The organism is Pseudomonas sp. P9_2, assembly GCF_034008255.1.
GTDB classification, from domain to species: domain Bacteria; phylum Pseudomonadota; class Gammaproteobacteria; order Pseudomonadales; family Pseudomonadaceae; genus Aquipseudomonas; species Aquipseudomonas synxantha_A.
On sequence record NZ_CP125376.1, the window covers coordinates 4,889,974 to 4,911,636 of the forward strand.

Here is a 21,663-nt window from a genome sequence, read left to right on the forward strand (position 1 = left end):
CTCACGATCAAATACTCAGCTCTACCCATGCAGCTGCGCCCCACTATTGCTGCAATGTGGAGCGGCTGCACTTCTTCCTAGTTGATTTCAGTTACGAAATTTTCGCGAGACCGCCGTACTTTTTTCAGGTTTACCAGCCAGTCAGACTCTGCTGCCCGATACCCCAAAGGCAGCAGCACCACACTGCGCAGATGCCTGGCTCCCAATCCCAGAATCTCATCGACAGCCGATGGGTCGAACCCTTCCATGGGCGTCGCATCGACTTGCTCGGATGCCGCGGCGATTAAAGCCGAGCCGAGGCCGATATAGGCTTGGCGCGCAGCCGCTTGATAGTTGGCCTCCTGCCCACGCTCGGCGACTATACCGAGGAGCATTTGACGGTAATCTTCCCAACCCTGGTTGACGGTAGCTCGTACCGAATTGGTCAGGTCGAACATCATGTTGACACGCTCAGGCGTGATGTCATCCCAGGCGGCGAACACCAGCAAATGAGAGCAGTCGGTCACCTGGGACTGATTCCAGCTGACCGCCTTAATCTTTTCGCGAATTTGCGGATTGGTCACCACCAGCAATTCAAATGGCTGGAGCCCGCTCGACGTCGCCGTCAGGCGTACCGCCTCCAGGATTCGCTCCAGCTTTTCAGCAGGTATTGTCTTGGACGAATCGTAACTTTTCGTCGCATAACGCCAATTCAGCAACTCGGTTATTTTGCTCATTCTTCACATTCCACGTAGGTCAACGGTGTTTATCCAGCCCAATCCGATTACCTTCCGGATTACGCTGCGGCTTATACTGCGGATTAAAGTCAACTTGAAGGTCAAGCAAAAAATGAAGATAGGCGAGATTGCGCGACGTACCGGCCTTGCTGCTTCAGCAATACGCTACTACGAGGAGCAAGGCCTGCTGGACGCCCCCACGCGCGACATGAACAACTATCGCTATTACAGCGAATCCACCATTAAGCGCCTGGAAGTCGTGATCCACGCGCAAAGGCTGGGGTTTTCCCTCGACACCATTCGTGGCCTTTTCCTTCATGACGGGAGCTGCTCCAAATCCCTCACTCTGGAACAGATCAATGTACGTCTGGAGGAGATACAGCAAATCGAAGCCACGCTAAAAGTGCAGCGTGAGGAGTTGTTGATGCTGCAACAAACCCTCGAAGAAAGCCTTCGTACTGGCATCGCACCGGGATTGGATTGCCCGCGCAGCGCTGAGCGATCAAGGCCTGATCGAGCCGTAGTCATGCGAAGCAAGCACATGATGGCTTCCGGCAAGTGACGAGAACGCGATACCGCGGGATATAGATTGCTGTAAAACGACAGGCATGAAAAAACCCCACAGCATCTGCGACCCTGTGAGGTTTTATCGCCAGCTGTACCGATGCCGCATCAAACCACGCTGATCATCTCTGCGCTCAGTTGTGCCGCATTGAACCCCACCAGGGTGACACTGCTGTCCCCCGCCAGAATCACGCTGTCACTGCCGTTCTGGGTGGTGGACCCGATTACAGCATCGGCGCTCGCAAACAACGACTTGGAGAACACCAGCAGATCATGCCCGTTCTGATGGATGTTGAAGTCGCTGATCACGTCATGGCCGAACCCGCGCTGATCGAACACAAACAAGTCGCTGCCCACGCCACCACTGAGCAGGTCATTGCCCTGCCCGCCGATCAACACGTCATTACCACTGGCGCCATACAGCGAGTCGTTACCCGTGCCGCCCAGCAGCGTGTCGTTGCCGTCACCGCCGTGCAGCAGGTCATTTCCGGCGCCACCGTCGAGCCGATCGTTGCCGTTCTGGCCGAATATCAGGTCGCGAGCTGCAGTGCCTTTCAGGGTGTCGGCCAGTTGGCTACCTTCGATGGATCTGGCGTAAGCCTTGTCGGCGCCGAACAGGCCATCGAAATCCAGCTTGCCGTTGGTGACCGTATAAGACGGTGTCAGCGCCTGCCCGATACCGCTGAAGATGCCGCCGATAACGGGTAACTGGCCGAGCGTGTTGGCAAGGCCGGTTTCGAACTCGACATGCTCTACGCCATGCAGTTCTTTAAGGCCGTATTGGCCGCTGCTATCGTTTAAAAACAACGTACCGTCGCTCAGTTTCACGGCTTCGTAGGAGGACGCCGTACCTTTGAGAAAGACTTTGTCATCGCCTGCACCGCCAGCAACGATATCGGTACCGGTACTGACCCGGAAACTGTCGTCACCACTGAACCCGTCGAGGAAGTCATCGCTGCGACCATCCTGCAGCTTGTCTGCACTGTCGGTGCCCAGCAGGAAGGCCGGTGTGCCGTAATGGTTGGAGGTGGCGGTCTGTTTGTCGCTGACCCAGGTGAAGCTGCGGCTGATCGCGTCGAGGTTACTGATCACGATGGTGCTATCGCGCTCGATGTAATCGTAGAACGTCGACTGGGCGATGCGCTGGATGGGGTTGATGAAAATACCTTCGAGGTGCGCAGCCCATCCTGACAAGTTGGCAATGGAAAACGGACCATTGGGCCAGGTTGGCAGGGCGTAGATCGTATCGAACAGCACGATATTGTCGGTCGTCGAGGTGTAACTGGCGTCACTCCCCTGAAGAGCGTCGATGATGGCGCTTCCCACGTTGGTTTCCTGCCCGGTGAGGCGGTGCACCACATCGTTTTCAAAACCGAAGTTGTAGATTCCGTCGCTGTTGCTGGACTTGGGCGACTCCATGCCAAAGTAGTCCGAATCCTTGAAGAAACCGTCTGCCAGCGTGTCCTTGCCGATATACATGCTGTTAGTGACTGAGCCGCCCTGGCTGTAGCCGGTCACCAGCACATCCTTACCGCTCAGGTTGTGGTCTATCGCGTAATCCTTGATTGAATTGAGCAGGTACTCATAGCCGTTGATATACGAGTTGTCGATCATGGCCGGCCAGCCCAGCAGATCCGTCAGGGAGTTGGTGCCGGCAATGGAAAACCCCATTTTCAGCAATTGACCACTGTCATCGTATTGACCAAACACCCTGGCCTGGGAGCCGAACACGCCATCGCCGGTGAAGCTTCCGGTGATATCGGTGTGGCTGCTATCAACGCTCAGTTCATTGGCGCCGATTTCACGCCAGCCCTTGGGCAATGCAAAGGTGTTGCCCTCCCCCAGTACCGCCCCTGGAAGGTTGTAGAGCGCGCCTACGGTCGCGACACCGCTGGTGTAAGTGGCGAGGTTCCAGGCATCTGAAATCAGCACACGGGCATCTTGCCCCTTGTAATCGAATATAGCCATGTCAGTACTCCTTGAGCCCAGCGATCAACACCGAAGTCGACGGCAATAACTGATACGTCGGGCTAAACAATATGCATTGAAGTTGTTGTTGTGCATTCTGTTCAGGCTGCTTCTTTTCTTAATATCGACTTTGACCATTAAGGAAGCTTGTCAACATTAGCGTAGGAGTGCAGTGAGGAAGTGACCGACTATCGGATTAAAGGAGCATATTGTTAGGGATACATACGACATAAATGCCATGAGCAATATTTACTAAGCACGATAGAAAAATCTGTTTTTTTCGTGACCCACTGGTCAAAAAAGTAGGGCGTCGTGCTCTGCTCTGAAAAAGCAAAAATTTGATTGAGAACCAGACAGAAAATTGAAAAATGGAGGCGGAGAAAATGCCTGACTTATTAGCTCAGAACAACCAAAGAAACCGTCACTTTTTACCCGATTTGCGACCTCACCTTTTTACCAGGCTCAATTTACAGCTTCAGTCACGAGGCTTACAGCTTGAAACTGAAAACCCACGAGACAGTACTTCAAATCCAGAACCTCCATGATCTTTAAACCTAAAATTGATGCCCTCAAGCTGATCTGCGGAAACATTTTCCAGTTCTATCTCGCTCAAGTAAAAAGCACCGTTCACTTCGGAAACTTTAAACCGACTCACCCCCATAAATCTTAAGCCAACTTCGTATTCAAAACGCTCAAACTCATAAAGCATGACAAGCCCAATCTCATACGTCGAGACATCCTCTCCCGAGTGTTCTTGCCGAACGTTAAAGCTTAATACGAGATTCAAATTGTACAAATTAAATCCTGGAATAATCGAAAGTTTTTCAACCCCATCTATATTGCTTTCTATCCCTTGCACATCCCCTCCCAACACGAAAAATGGGAAAGTTTTATTTTTTGGATACTCACTCGCCATATCTAAAAGGACTCGTAAATCAAATAAATCTGTCACCTTTGTGATTCAAATCTGCCCATTTTTTCTTTAACTGGTCCACCATCAAGCTTAAAACGCCCGCTTATCTGGGCTGCACTTCGCAACGGGCCGCCTGCAAGGTTGCTTGCGTTGCGTGGTACTGAAGGAGGATTTATTCCTTTTACACCATCTTATCCGTTACGCAATGTCCACCACCGACAACTGACCTCCGGCTCAAATATCACTATGGCCTCCGAAATTGATTCGCAAAATTCAAATACAACATGAACTCCAGCCCCAGAACTATCCCGCACTAACTCAATAGACTTGACATTTTCCGACGAAATAACTGCCAGCTCTTGCATAGAAAGCCTAAGCACGACCTGAAACGATTTCATCACAGCACTAAAAGAAACATCAACCTCGAGTTCACTATTTTTTGACTTCTTTGTATAGCGACATAGAGCCAAGGTTGGATCAACCTCGATAGGCTCGATACCAAACTCCTCCAAAAAGTCACTTGTGCTTGGAAATTTCATTACGAGCTCCTCAGTGAAGCGGTATGACTGTGCTGAGTTTACGAGTTCCGTCATCAAGAATCTGGAATGTGCTCTGAAAATTAGCAGCCTTGCCCGATGGTCCCATAAACAAGGACTCTCTGACCTCAAATTTTCCGTACTGATTGGAGAACGTGCTCATCACATTGCCGTCAGTTTTGGCAGAAAGGGTCAAGTGATCAGTAAGCATCTGACGACCAGCGGCATTGTCTGGAACACCAAGTCTCTTCATTTCGAGCGCAAGCTGATTTGAACGAGCGGCATTATGGGAGTTACTAGCGACACGGCCAAACAAGTAATCAAATTTACCAGGCGCAATTTCTAACCCTTTTGCACCAGCCCCCTTTACCGGGTGGGCATACGGCATGCCAGCCTCAGCATCCGTCGAGACAGTCGAGGTGTATGGCGCCTTTCCTTTGTCCGTCCTTTTTGCACCCTCACCTTTACGAGCAGGCATCGCCCCAAACAATATACTGGAAAGCAGCTCTCCCCCGCCAATCAGATATTTGTCGCTGTCATACGTCGGATTCAGTTCGGTCCCTTCAACGATTTCGGCGACCTTCTGTCCGACGAAAGCATTGGCCTTGTCTATGTTTTCCGAGATCGCTTGCCCCGCCTCGGTCCCCTCAACAGCCTTCATCGCGATAAATTGGGCAACACCTTTCGGGCCTTGAGCCGCGGCCAACACATAGGCTATCGCTTCCAAACTCTCAGGATGCTCGTTTTTATAAGCCTGTATTGCCCCGAGTTGACGAATCACACCCTGAAGCTCGTCAATCCCTGTCGGATTGACTTCCGACGTTTCCAGTACCAGTGCCTGAGGGTCGGGTTTATAGGTGCTCGACTCAACCATCTTCTGCGCGTCGGCAAGCACCTTAGGTTCGATCCCGTTTAACGACGCCACACTTCTCAGGACGCTGTCGATAAATTCGGGTTCCCCCATTTTTGCCATTGCCGATCTGGGGCTCATGCCAGAGAGAATTAGGGCTTCAAGTGTACTTTCGGCCAAGTCTTTGCCGGCCATGGCTTCTGCACGAGCATCCATCGGACGGCCCTGCATGGCTTCCACTCGATTGACTACTGCATGCAATGCCCCGGCGGCCTTGTTGAAGTTGTCCAGCGCCGTTTTATCGTAGTTGAGTAACCCGTCAGACCATTGTTTCAGCGTTTCTCCAGGTTTAAGTACAGCATCAATGGACGAACTACTCGCATACAGATCCGTTCGCTTTTCATCATCCTTGGTGATCTCATAGGCCTTGCTCACATCCCGGTTCAACCCGGCCGTAGAGTCAGCGTCTGTCTCAGCATCCTTGCGTACGACGATTTCACCTGCCCCCACCGTGGCTCGGACAATCTGCTCACGCTCTTTCTCGTAGTTCCAACCCTCAACGCTCCAACCGGTTTGACCTTCCTTGCCTTTGCCCGCCTGGCTGCTGTCTTGTACGGTGTTGCCTTTGCTTTCACTGCTCCCGGCTTTATAGGTGCCACCTACGTTCAGGTAGTACCCATGCTCTTTGTCTTGCCCGGCGATATCGCTGAAGCCGAGGGTGCCGGTGTCCAGTTTCAGGTTGCCGTTGTCAGCGGCGATGACGGCTCCGTCGATTTGGGTGTGGTTCTCTGTCCTGATATCAACTGCGTTTTTGCCGGTAACGCGGGTTTGCTCTTCGACCCAGTCGGTTTTGCCTGTGGTCTTGCCAAAGCCGACCGAACCGCTGACACCCGCACCCGGGCCGATGGTGGCCGTAACGCTGATATCGAACTCTTTGCCCTTGACCTTGCCCGTATCAGCGACCGACGAAACCTTGAGGTCGCCGCCCACACGCCCCACCACTTCATCGCCTCTGAGGTTCGCTCCGCCGATGGTGGTGTCTTTGCCACTGGCGAACCCCAGGCGGTCGCCGGCATAGAGGTATGCCTCTTGTTGGCGTTGGCCTTCTCGCTCCAGGTTGCCCTTGCCCATGCTGACACTGACGTAGACGCCAATGCCTTCGGAACCAAACGTCAGGCCTGCTTCGCCGCCGCCGCTGTGACGGTTGTTTTCGCTGTTGCTGTCGTTATGCGCCGAACGAATGTTCAAATCGTTGCCGGCATTCAGCTCGATATCCCGCTGGGCTTTGGCCTGCGTTCCAATCAAGTTCAGGTCATTGCTGGCCTTGAGGTTGATATCGCGACCGGCTTCCAGCTGTGAAGCCGTAGACGAGCCTTGAGAGCTCTCGCCCGTAGCCGTGCCGAAGCTGCCGCCGGCGCCCAGCTTGATCCCGCCGCTGGTGCCGCCATGAATACCGCCCCAACTCTGGGTGTGGGTGGTTTCTTCACTGATGCTGCCCTTGGCTACGTCCAGCGTGACGTCACGCCCTTTGATATTGATGTCACGCCCGGCGTCCAGGTGGCTTCCCTTCACCAGCACATCGTTGCCAGCGTTAAGGTGCAGATCGTTACCAGCGCTCAGGGTTGAAGATCGGTTGGTCTGCTCGATAACCTGCTGGCTGTTGGTTTGCTTGCTGTTGCCGAACTTCCCGTCCAGCGTCGGCCCACTGACAAACTGACTGACCGAATCAACTGCTTTGAGTGTGCTTGAGCCTTTGCTGACATTGTCCTCGCCTTTCCCTGCTCCGCTGACAGCGTCCTTGGTATTGGCATAGTTATGGTTGATTGAAACACCCAGGCCGTTGCTCTCTTTCTCGCGTATCTGCTCGGTGAGCACACTTTCACGCGCAGCATCGATATTGATATTTCTGCCCGCCGTCAGCTCAATATCACTGGCAGCACCCACATCAGAGCCGCGCTGGTTGATATCACGCTTGGCGTTGATCGCCACATCTTGTCCGGCGCTGATCCGGCTGCTGGAAGCGGTCTCGTGTTCGACACGATTCTTCTCCCCACTGCCTTCGGTGCCGGCGAAAATGCTGATGCCATTACCGTTACTGGAGAGGCTTGAACCCGTCTGCTTTTTCTTCTCCCAGCTACGTTCGCTGCTGGTGTCTTGCGCGGCGACCACATTGACGTCGCGGCCTGCATCCAGATTGACATTGCGCCCTGCGGTGATTCCGCTGCCAACCAGGTTGATGTCGCGCTCAGCCTGCAAAGTTGCATCGCGCTCGGCGCTTACATGGCTGCCCACGCTGGTGCTGCTCTGGGCTTCACGACCGGCCTTCTTAGCGGACGAAATGGCGACCGATGTCGGCCTTTCCGTATAACCAAACTTCTTCTTGTGCTCTTCACTGCGGCTATAGGCCGTGTCGTTCGCAGAAATCAGGTTGATGTCACCCGTGCTATTGACCAGCCCGGAGCGCAGTTCGGTGTCGTTATCGGCACTTATCTCACTGGCCCGCACCCGCACGTCATTACCCGCAGCCACCACCACGTCATTGCCCGCCTCCAACTCACTGCCCACTTGGCTGGCAGTAGTTTTCAACTGGCTCTTGCCGCTTTTGGACAGCCCCAGGAACCCGGACTTGGTTTTCTTGCTGTAGGAGCCATGCTCCTCGACACCCGACAGCACCGCGATGTCACCGGTGGCCCCCAGCAGCATGTCGCCGCCTGCTTTCAACTGGCTGCCGATCACGGTGACGTCACGCCCGCCGTCGATGCTCATGCCGCCATCGGCTTGCTTGCTGGCGTTGACGGTCAGGTCTTTGCCGGCTTCTACGACGGAGGCTACGTTGGTGCTGTCGTAGCTTTCCTGCTGCCGACTTTTGCTGCGACCGAACGAGCCTTTGCTCTTTTTCGAGTAGAACGAAGCGTCTTCATCCAGTGCCGACAGAATGCTCACATCGCGTTGTGCATCAAGTGCCACGTTGCCGCCACCGGAAATCCGGCTGGCGGTGAGTTCCAGGTCTTTACCGGCATTGAGCGACACGTCGCCGCCGGCCGTCAGCACGCTGGAAACCTGGCTGATGTGATCCTTGGACTGAGTGACCTTCTTGGACTTGCTCGATGAATGCTGTTCGTCGGCGGCCGACGAAATGCTCAGGTTCTCAGTTGTCGTAATGCTCAAGTCACGCTTGGCATCGATGCGGCTGGCAATGGCGCTGAAGTCACGCCCTGCCGACACCTTGAGGTCACGACCCGTCTCCACACTGGCACCGTTTTGCGTCACGGTTTCGGTACGCAGGCGGTTGCCCAGATCCAAACCATTGCGTTGCTCAACGGCATCGATGTGCACATCACGGCCAGCGACCAATGTGGTGTCACGCCCGCTTTGCAGTACGCCACCGGTATTGGCTATGTCACGACCTGCATTCATCGTCAGGTCATTGGCAGCCTCGATGCGTGACGCACTGTCGAGATAGTCGCGGCGTTCAGCAGTACCGTTACCGGTACGGGTCACGGCACGTTCGTTGATCACATCACCCTTGATCGCGGTGAGCGTTACGTCGCGTCCGGCGATGATGCCGCCGGACTTGTTGACGATGTTGTTACCCGCCAGCAGGTCCAGGCGGTTACCGGCTTCGATCAAGCCGCTGTTGATCAGGTCGTTGCCCGCTTTGGCTGACAGGTTGTTGGTGGCGCGCAGGGTACCGGCGTTCTCCAGGTTTTCACCGGCGATCAGGTTCAGGTCGTTACCGGCGATCAAGGCACCGTTGGGCGCCAGGCGATTGTCGGCCTGGGCCATATACAGCACGGGCACCAGCACCTTCTCACCGTTCACTTCGTGCTGTTCGAGCCAGACGATGTCATGGGTCAGGGCCGCAACCTGTTGTGAGGTCAAGGTCACGCCCACTGCCAGGTTCAGTTGCTGTTTGCTCTGGATCGCATTGTCCATCAGGTACTTGAACAGTTTCTCGTCGGTGTTCTGACCGTCGATAAAACGTTGCCCTGTGCGCGCTTGCACGGCTTGCTGGATCAACCGTTGCTCATAGAGGCCGTCGCCCAGGCGTTTGGCGCTTTCGTCCGGGTTGTAACCCAAGCCTGCGAGCAGGTAGTCGGAACTCATGAACTGCTTGAGGTCCGTGAGTACCGGGTTGGTTTCGATCAGGTATTTATGCGGTTGGGACACCGGCGCGGTGGGCATAAAGCCTTGCACGCGGTTGATGGTCTGGCTCGCTACTATAGTGGTTTGCGCCGCTGCATTGACCGGTTGGGCAGTCACCTCTGCGATCTGGGTTGGGCTGCTGCCCGGACCTTGTGCAACGGGTGCGCTCACTACCGGCTGGACGCCTGGCATAACCGGCGTCACGCCAGGAATGTCCAACGTCGGTCGAGACGGCTCGCCCGGCGTGACGACCTGAATATGTGTATCCCTTTCAGTCAGCGCCAAGCCAGGCTGATCGCTTGGACCTGTGACGTTCGCCACTGGCGGAGTTGGGCCTGTAGACGGATTCTGGGCGTTAATGTCCTCACCCCGGGCGATTTCACCTGTGGTGATCTGGCTGGGAGTCCAACCGCTGCCGTTGTCGACATCACCGGCCCCGGCAACGTTAAGTGTTCTGCTGGTGGCGGTGATGCCACTGACCTGACGTGCGGTGGGATCCAACTGACGGGTAGACGCGTCCTGGTGGGCGACATTCTTGAAGTCGAAGGTGCGTGTTTCAAGCGCTGGCTGTGCGTCCTGGCGCTGAGCGAGGCCTAGAGTGGCACCGCCCATGGTCCAACTCTGCGGGCCACTGGCGGCTTGGGTGGCTTGAGTGTCATCAACCGCCTGGCTACTGAGGCGGAACAGACCGTGGGTGCCGGTGGGCAAGGTGAAGCCGCGTAATGTCAGCGGGTTGACTTGTCGCTGGGCCAGGTCCGGTGGCAATTGCGGAGCGAGCTGCACCACCACGGTTGCTGGACCGCTGGCGACACCCGTGTCCTCATTGCGCGGCGCGCGCCCGGCCAACGCTGTGTTGGACGTCTCAATGCTGTTGATCAAGGTCTTGCTGGCGGTGATGTTCACGGCACCTGCAGCCTGAATGATCGCTGGGGCCAGTGAAGCGCCAGCGGTCGACACCAGGGTGTCGTCAATCAGCCTGAACGCTGACAACGCACCGACCGGCAAGCTTTTAGGTCCTGGCTGGGCGTTGTAGGGGTCCATGACACCACGTTTGAAGCGCCAATAAGTACCGTTAGTCGCTTCCAGCCGCCAGGTACGGGTACGCGTTCCGGAGCTGGACGCAGCGCCTTTGTTGGTCAGCGTATCCGCAGCGATGTTCATGTCGGCGCCAGAAGCGATAACACTGTATTCATTGAGCAGCGTATTAGCGGCGATATCCATGCGCCCGCCCGACTGGATAGTCGAAGTAGCCGATGTCTTGAGTAACTCAGTTTGATAGTTTTCCGTGCCGACAAAGTCGACAACAAAGTGATCGCCTCGGCAGTCCCAACAAATATTGGTGAGTGACCCGCCGCTACCGGCGGTGTCTTTTGTGGTGAACTCATCCCGGCGGTTAGTCAGGCTGGCAACCTTAAGAGACATGTCACGACTGGATTCAATGCTGCCTGACAGGTTTTCGAAACTGGCTGCTTTGCTCACGCCATCTCGACCGGTCACGTCCAGTCGCCCAAGGCTGTAGATGTCGCCGTACTGGTTGGTGATTGTGTTGCTGTGCAAAGCCATGTCGCTGCCGCTGAACAACAAGCCATGATCGTTCAACAAGGCTGCACTGGTTACCGTCACATTTTGTGCGCCACCCAATGTCCCGTAGTTGTTCAGCGTACCTGTCGAGAGTTCAAGGCTGGTCGCAGAGGTCAACCGTCCATAGTTGTTCAATTGACCATCAATGTTGACCAGGGTATCGCCACCGCCGGTAATCTTGGCGCTCTTACTGAGGTCCAACTGAGCCGCATGCAGGTTGAGACCGCTCTGGCTGGTGATTCGCCCGTTACCGCTATAAACGCCCGTGAGGTCGAGCTTTAAACTGCCATCACTGGCAATCAAGCCATTATTGACCCAACTACCGCCCTTGCCTTCCAGGTGCGTCGAAGCCAGCAGTTGTCCGGTCTCAGTCTGGGTGAAGTTATTGACGTTGACGTTCAAACGCCCGGCCTGAATGACGCTGGTGTTGGTCCAGGTGTCCGCGTTCAAGGTCAGGCCGCCACGAGTGACTATGGTGCCCCCGGCACCGGTCACGTTGGGCAACGAGATGTCGAACGTGCCCTCACCCACATGCAGCAATTGGCCGCCGTTGTTCTGGAAGCTGGCAGCCGCCAGGGTCAGGTCCTGGTTGGCGGTTTCCACGGCGCCGTTACGGTTGTCGAACACGCCGCCGATCTGGAACTCCGTCTTGCCCGTACGACCCAGCGCGCGTAACTTGCCGCCCTGGTTATCGATGGCGTTGGCGGCCACGGTCAGGCTGTTGGTGCTTTCGATCAGGCCGTTGTGGTTGGTCAGTTGGCCATTGAGGCCTAGCGCTATCTGGTCACCGGCTATCTGGCCGGTGCTGTTATCAAGGCTACCGCCATTGATGCGCATGAGGGCTTTGGCGTACAAAGCGCCCTGCTGGTTATTGAGGGTTGCGGTGGTCAGCAGCGCACTCCCCGTCTGCGCGCCAACGTGACCACCCTGATTATCGAGCTGGCCAGCCGTCAGCAGAAGGCTCTGGCCCTGAATCAAGCCGCCCTTGGGGTTGCCGCTCAGGTCAGGACCGTTGCGAAGCACACCGACCACACCGGCCTCGATGGCGCCCTTGAGACTCGCGAGCACACCGCTGCGGTTGTCTAGGTTGCCGGCCTTGAGGTGCACGTCACCGGTCTGGCTGATGATATTGCCGCCCTGGTTGTCGAGGTCGCTATTGACCTCGACACGCAAACCGTTTTGCCCCTGCAATTTGCCCTGCGCGTTGGTCAGGCCAAAGGCTTTGATTTGCAGGTCGCCTTCTTGACTGTAAATCAGGCCGTCGGCGTTGTTTTGCACAATAGCGCTGGCATCAATGGCTAGCCGACCTTTGGACGCAACGGTGCCGCCTTCGCTGTTGTTCAGACCACCCATGGCCAATGACAGCGCTCCCTGGCTAGCGAGTTGCCCACCACGGTTATCCACTTCAATAGCTTGCTTGAGCAGCAGCGAGCTGGTACCCGCAATCTTGCCGTTGACGTTGCCAAGGTGACCTTGCAGGTTCAGCACCAGATGGTCGTTACCCATCAGCGACCCACCGGTATTGAGCAAGTCGCCACCCAGGAAGTTCAGGTTGCGCAGGGCCGTGATAGTGCCGGCACTGTTGTCGAGGTTGGCCGCGCTCAGATCCAGCGTCGAACCGCTGTCGATCAACCCACTTTGGGTGTTGTTCAACGCGCCAATCACGCTCAAGGTCTGCTGCGCGCCGCTGGAGATAACACCTTTGTTGCTGTTATCCAGGCCGGCGGTGCTGACACTCAACCGCCCTTGGCTAGCCAACGCACCCTCGCCACTGTTGAGCAAGCTGCCACTGAGGCGCACATCAAGATCGCCGTTGCGACTCGACAGTGTGCCTTTGTCACGGTTGTCCAGGCGCGTGCCGGTCACCTTCAGACCCTGCCAGCCTGATATCAAGCCGCCTCGATTGACGGTGTCATCTGCCTGCACAGTGAGTATCTGCTGGCTGATGAGCGTACCCGCACTGTTATCCAGGTTACGGGCCACCAGGCTCAGGACACTTTGGCTGGAGACTTCACCGCCTTGGTTTTGCAGGTCGCGCAAGCGCTTCAAGGTCAGCGGGCCTTTAGCGAAGACAAGGCCTTTACGGTTATCCAGATCACCGTCGGACAGGTCAGCAGTCAAGCGCTGCTCACCAATCAGCCGGCCGTCACGCAGTGCCAGGGAGGTCAGCGTAAGGTCCATATCACCCTTGGCGGACACCTCACCGCCATCGCTGGCATCCAGGGCCAGTGCATTCAACTGCAGGCGGCCCTGGCTGTTGATCAGGCCTTTGGCGCTGTTGTCCAAGGCCGAAGCATTGATCGTCAGGGCGCTGGTGCCAAGCAGACTACCGCCCTGGTTATTGAGGTTGCCCGCATTGACTGTCAGTGCTTGTGCGGCGTTGATCAACCCTTGTTGCCCGTTGCTCAGTAGCCCGGTGCTGGTCAACTCAAGCCCGCCGCGACTGGTCAGCGTACCGCCGCGGTTATCGACGGCGGCCGCTTGAGCACTCAGGCTCGAACCTGCAACCAAACCCTTGACGTTGGTGAGTACCTGGTCGATACGCAGGGTCAGGCCCTGGTTGCTGAGCAGGCGACCACTGCTGTTATCCAGGTTGCGCGCCACGATATTGAAGGCCTGGCCGCTGGATATTTCACCGGCCTGGTTGTTCACACCATTGAGGTGGCTGAGCACCAGCGGTCCGGTCGCGTTGATGAGTCCCTGCTGGTTGTTGAGCTGGCCATTGTTCAGGTCCAGGGTCAGGCCCGCGTTGCTGAACAGCTTGCCACCTTGTTGATCAAGCCCACTGACGCTGGCCGTCAGGGCCTGGGCGCTGCCGATGTTGCCAGCGCTGTTGTTCACTAGCCCCGCCTTCAGCTCCAGGGTGTCGCCACTGGTGAGACGGCCCCCAGTGTTATCCAGCGCGCCGGTGGTTACACTGACCGCCCCTTTGCCACTGAGCACGCCCTTCTGGTTCTCCAGGCTAGCGCTGCGCAGTTGCAGCGTGCTGTCAGTCACGAGCTCACCGCCCTCGTTGTCCAGAGCCCCCTGCGAACCCAGCACCAACGCGTCGGCGCTGGAAATCCGCCCCTGGCGGTTGACTACGCTCGCCGCATCGACGCTCAGGCGCCCTTCACTGTTGAGCACACCCTGGCCGTTATTCAACTCACCTTTGAGCTCAAGTTGCAGAAGCTGTTGAGCGAGCAGTTTGCCGGTACTGTTGTCCAGGTCCTGAGCACTGAGCATCAGACGCTGCGTGTTGAGCTGGCCCTGGTTGCGATTAAGCAGCTTGGCAAGTGTGAGATTCAACGATTGCCCGGCCAGCACACGACCGGCATCGCTGTTATCCAGGGTTTGCCCGGTGACGGTCAAGTCGGCGTTGGTCGACAGTTCGCCGCCACGATTGTCGATACTATCGACCCGCAGTTTCAGGGTTTTATCGGCGCCAACCAGGCCTTTGCGGTTGTCCAGGGACGCACCACGCACATCCACTGCCGTAGTGCTGATGAGTTGACCGCCACGGTTATCGATCTGATCGATATCAACCGTCACCAATGCCTTGCCCGATACATCACCGTCACGGTTGTCGAGCCGAGCGGAAGACAGCCGCATGGCGCCGTCGGCAATCAGCGTTCCGCGCTGGTTATCAAGCGCTTGGGTGGCCGAGACGTCCATGACGCCACGACTGTTGAGCAGACCATCAGTGTTGTCCAAGCGGGCACTGTTGGCGTTGAGCGCGGCTGCGCTGATCGCACCTTTGACGTTGCCCAAAACGTTTTGCACCTGCAGTGTCAGAGCCTGGTTGCTGATCAGCTTGCCGCCGCCGTTATCCAGGTTACGAGCCGCCAGGACGAAGGCGTGCTGGCTGGAAATTTCGCCACGCTGGTTGTTCACATCGGCCAGGTTTTTCAACATCAGCAGCGGGCTATTGATAAGCCCGCCCACGTTGCTCAGTTGGCCGTGGTTCAGGTCAAGATCGAGCTGGGTATTACTGAATAGCTCACCGCCCTGTTGATTCAGGCCGGTGATCGCGGCGGTCAGGTTTTTGCTGCTGGCGATACGTCCGCTGTTGTCCACCTGGGTTGCTGAAAGACCCAGGCGATCGGCGCTGGTGATACGACCATTGTTGTTCAGCGTGCCGGTGGTCAGGGTCAGCGCACCCCGGCTGTTGAGCAGGCCTTTGGGGCCGTTGTCCAGGCTCGCGCTGGTGAGCGTCAGGGCGGCATCGGTCTCCATGATGCCGCCCTGGTTGGTGATAGCACCGCTGGCAGCAAGTGTGAGCGCACCCGCCGAAGAGAGTGCACCGGCGTTGTTGTTGAGGGTCGCGCTGGTCAGTTGCAACGTGCCCTCGCTGCTGACCTGGCCCTGCTGGTTATCCAGTCGCCCGTCCAATTCACTCCCCGGAATGGCAGCCAGGGAAATATTGAGTGACTGCTGGCCGGCAAAGCGGCCTTGGCCGTTGTCCAGGCGCGCGCCGTTAAAGCGGTTGTCTCGGGCAAATACCAGCCCTTGGGCCTGGTTGATCACGTGGGCCACGGCCAACTCCAGCGCCGTACCAGCCATCAGTTTGCCTGCGCTGTTATCCAGGCGCTGTCCCTTGAAGTCGACACTGCTCTGGCTGGAGATCTCGCCCGCGCGGTTATCAACGGTGCCGACCGTCAGTTTCAGCGCTTTTGTGGCCCCTACCAGACCGCCATCGCGATTGTCCAGGGAGGTCCCGCTCAGGCTCAGCTCGTTCTGGGCAACCAGCTCACCGCCCTGTTGGGCCAGTACGCCGATGGTTGCCTGCAGATCACTCTGACTGGCGATGCGGCCAGCCGCGTTTTGCACATTGTCGGCAGTCAGTCGCAGGGGCCCGACTGCACTCACCAGGCCCTTCTGGTTGCGCAACTGTTGCCCGGCGAAGCCCAAGGCCGCCTTGCTGCTGAGTGAGCCTTGCTGATTGTCCACTTCAGCCACATTGAGTTGAAGGTCCTTCTTGGAAAGGATCAAACCGCTGCGGTTGTCGACATTCGCACTGTGCAACGTCAACAGGTCCTGCCCGGTTAGCCGCCCTTCGCGGTTATCCAGACGACCGGCACGCAGTTCCATCGCGCCCTTGGCCAACACCTGCCCTTTTGCCTGGTTGTCCAGTAGCCCGTCAATCGTTGCGCTGAGCCGGCCGTCACTGGCCAGTTTCCCGGCCTGGCGGTTATCCAGGCTTGCCGCGTGTACGTCCAACGCGCTACCGGCGCCGAGTGTGCCAGCCTGATTATTCAAAGCACCCTTGACCTTCACGTCCAGGCTGACATCACCGAGCACTTGCCCTGCGGTATTGCTCAAGCTTGCCGCATTCAACTGCGTGTGGCCTGTGCTGACGATTTCGCCCTGGTCGTTAAGCAGATCTTCTTTGACCGCCAGACGCGTGCCGAGGGAGCTGCTGACCTTACCTTCGCGGTTATCCAGGCGCACGGCGTCGAGCCCAACGCCGGCGGCCGAAATCAGCCCTTTGACGTTGAGCAGGGCCTGTTCGATTTTGAGGGTCAAGCCTTGGTCGCTGAGTAAATTGCCGGCGCTGTTATCCAGGCTGTCGGCACTCACGGTAAAGGCCTTCGTGCTGGATATTTCGCCGTTACGGTTGTCGACGCCTTTCAGGTTTTTGAGCAACAACTGCCCCGGCGCGTTGATAAAGCCATCGGCGTTGTTCAAGTGCCCATGGTTCATGTCCAGGGTCAGTTCGCTGTTGCTGTAAAGTTCGCCAGCACCGCGCTGGTCCAGGCTGGTGATATTGGCGTTGAGCGCCTGGTCACTGGCGATGCGGCCCTCGAAACGGTTGTCTACATCGGTCGCTGTCAGGTTGAGGCGATCAGCGCTGGTGACACGGCCCTGGTGCTGGTTGAGCAATACGCCGGTAGTCAGTTGCAATGCACCATCAGCAACAATACGCCCTGCGCTGTTGTCGACACTGCCAGCTTTCACCGTCGTTGTATCCGCGCTGAGCACATCACCGTTCTGGTTACTGATCGCATTGGCTGCGGTCAACAAGAGTGCCCCGCCGCTGCTGATGCGCCCGCCGTTGTTGCCCACGCTGCCAGCGCGCAGTTGCAAGGCGGCGTCGCTGCGCATTACGCCTTGGCTGTTGTCAGCCTCACCGGCCAGGGTCACGTCCAGATTGCGTTTGGCGTAGAGGTTGCCTTGGGCGCTGTTGTCCAGGCTGGTTGCTTTGATATTGACTTCCTGTTGCGCAGAAATCAGGCCCTTGAGCTGGTTGTTCAGCCTGTCGAGCGTCAACTGGAGCGTGCTATTGGCCAGTACGCGACCGGCATTGCTGTTGTCCAGTTCGCGGCCGGTCATCGTCAGTTCGGTAACGCTGGAAACTTCGCCCCCTCGGTTGTCCAGTTTGCCGATGGACAGGTTCATGGCCTTGCCCGAGTTGAGCAACCCGGCCTGACGGTTATCCAGCTGGTCACCCTTGACCTGCAACTGCCCGACCGAGGTGATGCTGCCGCCGCGGTTATCCACACTCCCCACCACCAGGTGCGCGTCACCCTTGCTGGTCAGGCGGCCCTTGGACTGGTTGTCCAGGCTGGCGGCATTGACCATCAGCATCTGACCGGCGGCTAGCGTACCTTTGTCATTGTTGACCGCACCGTGGCTGGTCAAGGTCAAGCGGTTATCGCCCTGGATGCGCCCCTGACTGTTGTTCAGCGCAGCCACTTCGACTGTCGAGTGCTGACCCAGCAATTCACCGTTGCGGTTGTCCAGCACACCGTCTACGCCGAGGTTCAGGTCGGAAACGGCACTCAGCTTGCCGCCCAGGTTGCCCAGGCTGGCGCTGTTTACCTGCAAGGCAGCGGCGGAAATCAAGCCACGGGTGTTGTCCAGCGCTTGGGCAATACGCAAGGTCAGGGCTTGCTGGCTGAGTATCTTGCCGTCCGTCGTATTCAAGGCCGTCGCCGCCAACTCAAAGGCGCGCGCACTGGAAATTTCACCGCCCTGGTTATCAACGCTGCCCAGTTGCTTGAGCAGCAATTGCCCTGGGGCATTGATCAGACCAGAACTATTGTTGAGATGGCCACCTTGCAGGTCCAGGCTTACATCGGCCTGGCTGGAGACCTGCCCCTTGCGGCTGTTGTCCAGTGCGGTAACCGCCATACCCAACTGGGTCGCGCTGCTAAGGCGCCCGCCCTGGTTGCTCAGCTTGCCGGCCGTAATCTTAAGGTCGCTGGCACTGGAGAGTGTAGCGTCATCATTGGTTAAACCGGAGGCATTGATGGTCAAACGACCATCGCTGCGCAGTGTGCCTTGGGCGTTGTTCAACTGGCCGCCGAGGGCCACACCCAATTGACCTTTGGCATACAGACTACCGCCTGCACTGTTATCCAACCCTTGCCCCGTGAGCTGTACCTGCTGAGCGGCAATCCGCCCCTTGAGCGAGTTGTTCAGGTCGGTGGCATTCAACTGCAGGTCAGTGCCGGCACTCAAAAGCCCCGCTTGGTTGAGCAGGCTGCCCGCAATACCTGCCGTCAGCGCACCGCCGCTGGTCAAGTTACCTTTGCGGTTATCCAGACTCGCGCTGTTGAGCGTCACGCTGTGCCCAGCGGCCAACGTGCCTGCCTGGTTGCTGACCGCGCCGCCCGCCTGGAGCAGCAACGTCGAATCACCCTGTACCAGGCCCTGGTCGTTATTGAGCGTCCCAACGCCAAGCACAAGATTTTTGCCCAGAACCTTTGCACTGCGGTTATCGAGTTCGCCATCGACTTGCAGGTTGAGGCCGTCCACCGCAGCGAGTCGACCGGACTGGTTAATCAGCGTTAAAGCCCTTACATCCAGGGCCTTTGCGGTCAACGCACCTTTGGTGTTGTCCAGGGCGCGGGCAATGCGCACACTCAAGGCTTGCTCACTGAGCAACTTGCCGGCGCTGTTATTGAGTTGATCCGCGATCAGATCGAAGGCTTGGGCGCTGGAGATTTCGCCGCCCTGGTTATCGACGCTGTTAAGTTGGCTCAGCAACAACTGGCCTGGGGAATTGATCAAGCCACCCTGGTTGTTCAGGTGACCCCGATTGAGGTTCAGGCTCAAATCGCGTTGGCTGAAGAGTTGGCCGCCATTGCTGTTGTCCAGGCTTCCCACGTTTAACTCTGCGCCCGCGTCGGCACTGAAACTCCCGCTTTGATTGGCGAGCAAACCACCTACCCTGGCGTTAAGCCGATCACGGCTGTGAACTCGACCGCGTTGGTCGTTGATCAAACTGGCAACGTCAATATCCAGCCCGCTGGCTGCAATCTGACCGGCACCATTGTTCAGCGTCTGGGCGATACGCAAGCCCAAGGCCTGGTCACTGAGCAGCTTGCCTGCGCGGTTGTCCAGGCTGTTTGCCGCGACGCTAAAACCATGGACACTGGAAATCTCGCCACTGCGGTTGTCGACGCTATTGAGATTTTTCAACGTCAGTTGGCCACTGGCATTGATCAAGCCTGCATCGCGGTTGTCGAGGTGGCCGTTGCCCAGGTCCAGGGTTAGGTCGCTATTGCTGGAAATGCGCCCTTGCTCATGCTGGTCGAGGCTGGTGACACGGGCATTGAGAGCCTTGGCGCTGGAGATTGATCCACCTTGGCTGTTATTGAGCGAGCCGGCCGTCAGTTCAAGGGCGCCACCACTGGCGAGGACGCCCTGTTGGTGGTTGTTGAAGTTCCCGGCATTGACCTGTAAGGCGGTACTCGATTCGATTCGGCCATGCTGTTGATTCTCCAACGTACCGGCAACATTCAGCCCCAGGTCGCCCTGACTGGTCAGGACGCCTGACTGGCTGTTGTCCAGTTGCCCGGCGTTAATCTGCAGATGCTGCCCGGCAACCAGGCGACCACCTTGATTATTGGCCATGCTACTTGCGGTCAAGCGTAGCGCCTGGCCGGCAGATATCAGGCCAGCGACGTTGTCCAGACTCTCCACCTGCAAGGTGACTTCAGCCAGGCTTGAGAGCTCACCCTTACGATTGACCAACTGCCCGACGCGCCCGCTCAGGCCTCGGTCGCCGACCACCAAGCCTGCGTTGGAATTGAGCAGCCGTGCGGTATTCAGCTCAATACTTGCGGCACTCAGCACACGACCTTGCTGCTGGTTATCCAGTGTTGCGGCACTGACCTTGAGCTGGTTTTGTGCACTCAGGGTGCCGCCCTGATTATTCAGAGCTCCAGCGACATTGACTGAAAGGTCGCGGCTGGCAACGAGTGTCTTGCCATTGTTGTTCAACTGCCCGGCTGAGACCTGAACATCACCCTGTACATTGCGTGTCTGGTCAACATTGACACCCGCTTCGATGATGCCGTTGTTGGTCAACGCACCACCGCTTTGTAGCTGCACGCGATCACGAGCAACCAGGCTTTTTTGGTTGGTCAGATCGCCCTGAGTTTTCATGTTCAGGGAACCGCCTGCGGCGACCAGCCCCTGAGTTTCGACGCTCTGGGCCTTCACGTTGACAGCACCGCCCGCGGTTGTCTGGCCCATGACCACATGGCCACCGGCATCGATCTGAATATCGCCGCCAGCGACCATGTCCCCCGACAACTTCACGCCGACACCGGCCTCAGTCCCCATCAGCTTGACCGCGCCCACATACATGCCGCCCAACGCCGACGAGTCAATCGCCAGTTCGGGCGCCTGGCTGCCATCCGCTGCCCGCGCCGTGGCATTCAGGGTGCGAGCGTCGACGTCGTTACGACCGGCGACGATGGTGAGTTTTTTCGCCTGAATCTGCGCATTGATGGTGGTGGCACGGGTGATGATTTCGAACTGGTCGACGTTGCTGGCATTCAGGCCAGCGCCTTCGATAGCCACACTGCCCTGATCAACCTGGTAACGATTGATCTGGCCGTTTTCGATCACGGCCTTGCCGGTAGTGAGTGTCGCTTGCGGGGTGTTGATAAAGCCGCAACCGTTACAGCTGATGCCATAGGGGTTGGCGACGATCACATGCGCCGATTGCCCGGCCACTTCGGTATAGCCACGCAATTGGCTGGGGCTGCCGCCGTTGACTTCGTTGAGGATGATATTGGCAGCGGCGCCGTTAAGATTGGGGTTGCCGACGATGATGCCACCCAGTTGCGTGGACTGGGTGCGGTCGGTGGCGTTGTTGAGGATGACCCCATTGGTGCCGACGTTGTAGTCGTGAAACTGGTTGTGTGAGAGCCCGTTCGCATTTGGCGTAGCGATGTTAACGATGGGCACGCCATTGCCCGCTTGCCCGAGCGTAGTGCCCGGTGCACTCACTACGATGCCGTCCGCTTGAGCCAGCAACGGATGCCAGAACATGGCGTTGGCCAGGATCAACGCCAACCCACGTTTAGGCAGCCCCAGGAAATGGGAACGGCTTTTTACGGCAGCAGAAGGCTGGCGCGCGAGGAAGGCGAACTGGCGAACATCCATGTCATG

Annotated in this window: 6 protein-coding genes; 1 reads left to right on the forward strand and 5 read right to left on the reverse strand. The window is 57.4% G+C overall.

All coding sequences use genetic code 11. The features are described 5' to 3' along the window. Window positions 1-77: 77 nt before the first annotated feature. Window positions 78-716: an NAD(P)H-dependent oxidoreductase gene (locus QMK52_RS21780; protein WP_005788144.1), complete on the reverse strand. Its 639-nt coding sequence runs from the start codon at window positions 714-716 to the stop codon at window positions 78-80. Between the two features lie 94 nt (window positions 717-810). Here QMK52_RS21780 and QMK52_RS21785 point away from each other — a divergent pair, with 94 nt between their 5' ends. After that, the gene (locus QMK52_RS21785) at window positions 811-1,278 is read left to right on the forward strand and encodes a MerR family transcriptional regulator (protein ID WP_242462602.1); all 468 of its coding nucleotides are present in this window, start codon (window positions 811-813) and stop codon (window positions 1,276-1,278) included. A 110-nt stretch (window positions 1,279-1,388) separates the two neighbouring features. Here QMK52_RS21785 and QMK52_RS21790 read toward each other — a convergent pair whose 3' ends face one another. The 4 genes from QMK52_RS21790 to QMK52_RS21805 all read right to left on the reverse strand — a co-directional run bounded on the left by QMK52_RS21790 (window position 1,389) and on the right by QMK52_RS21805 (window position 21,657). Next, entirely contained in the window at window positions 1,389-3,248 is a 1,860-nt protein-coding gene (locus QMK52_RS21790; protein ID WP_194438017.1) for a calcium-binding protein, read from the reverse strand. 475 nt (window positions 3,249-3,723) lie between these two features. Further along, the gene (locus QMK52_RS21795; protein ID WP_242462601.1) at window positions 3,724-4,200 is read right to left on the reverse strand and encodes a hypothetical protein; all 477 of its coding nucleotides are present in this window, start codon (window positions 4,198-4,200) and stop codon (window positions 3,724-3,726) included. A 152-nt stretch (window positions 4,201-4,352) separates the two neighbouring features. Continuing rightward, window positions 4,353-4,700, reverse strand: a complete 348-nt coding sequence (locus QMK52_RS21800) for a hypothetical protein (protein WP_194438016.1) — start codon at window positions 4,698-4,700, stop codon at window positions 4,353-4,355. 10 nt (window positions 4,701-4,710) lie between these two features. Further along, window positions 4,711-21,657 carry a hemagglutinin repeat-containing protein gene (locus tag QMK52_RS21805; protein WP_320403400.1) on the reverse strand — a complete coding sequence of 5,649 codons (16,947 nt, stop codon included), beginning with the start codon at window positions 21,655-21,657 and terminating at the stop codon, window positions 4,711-4,713. Between the last annotated feature and the right edge of the window lie 6 nt (window positions 21,658-21,663).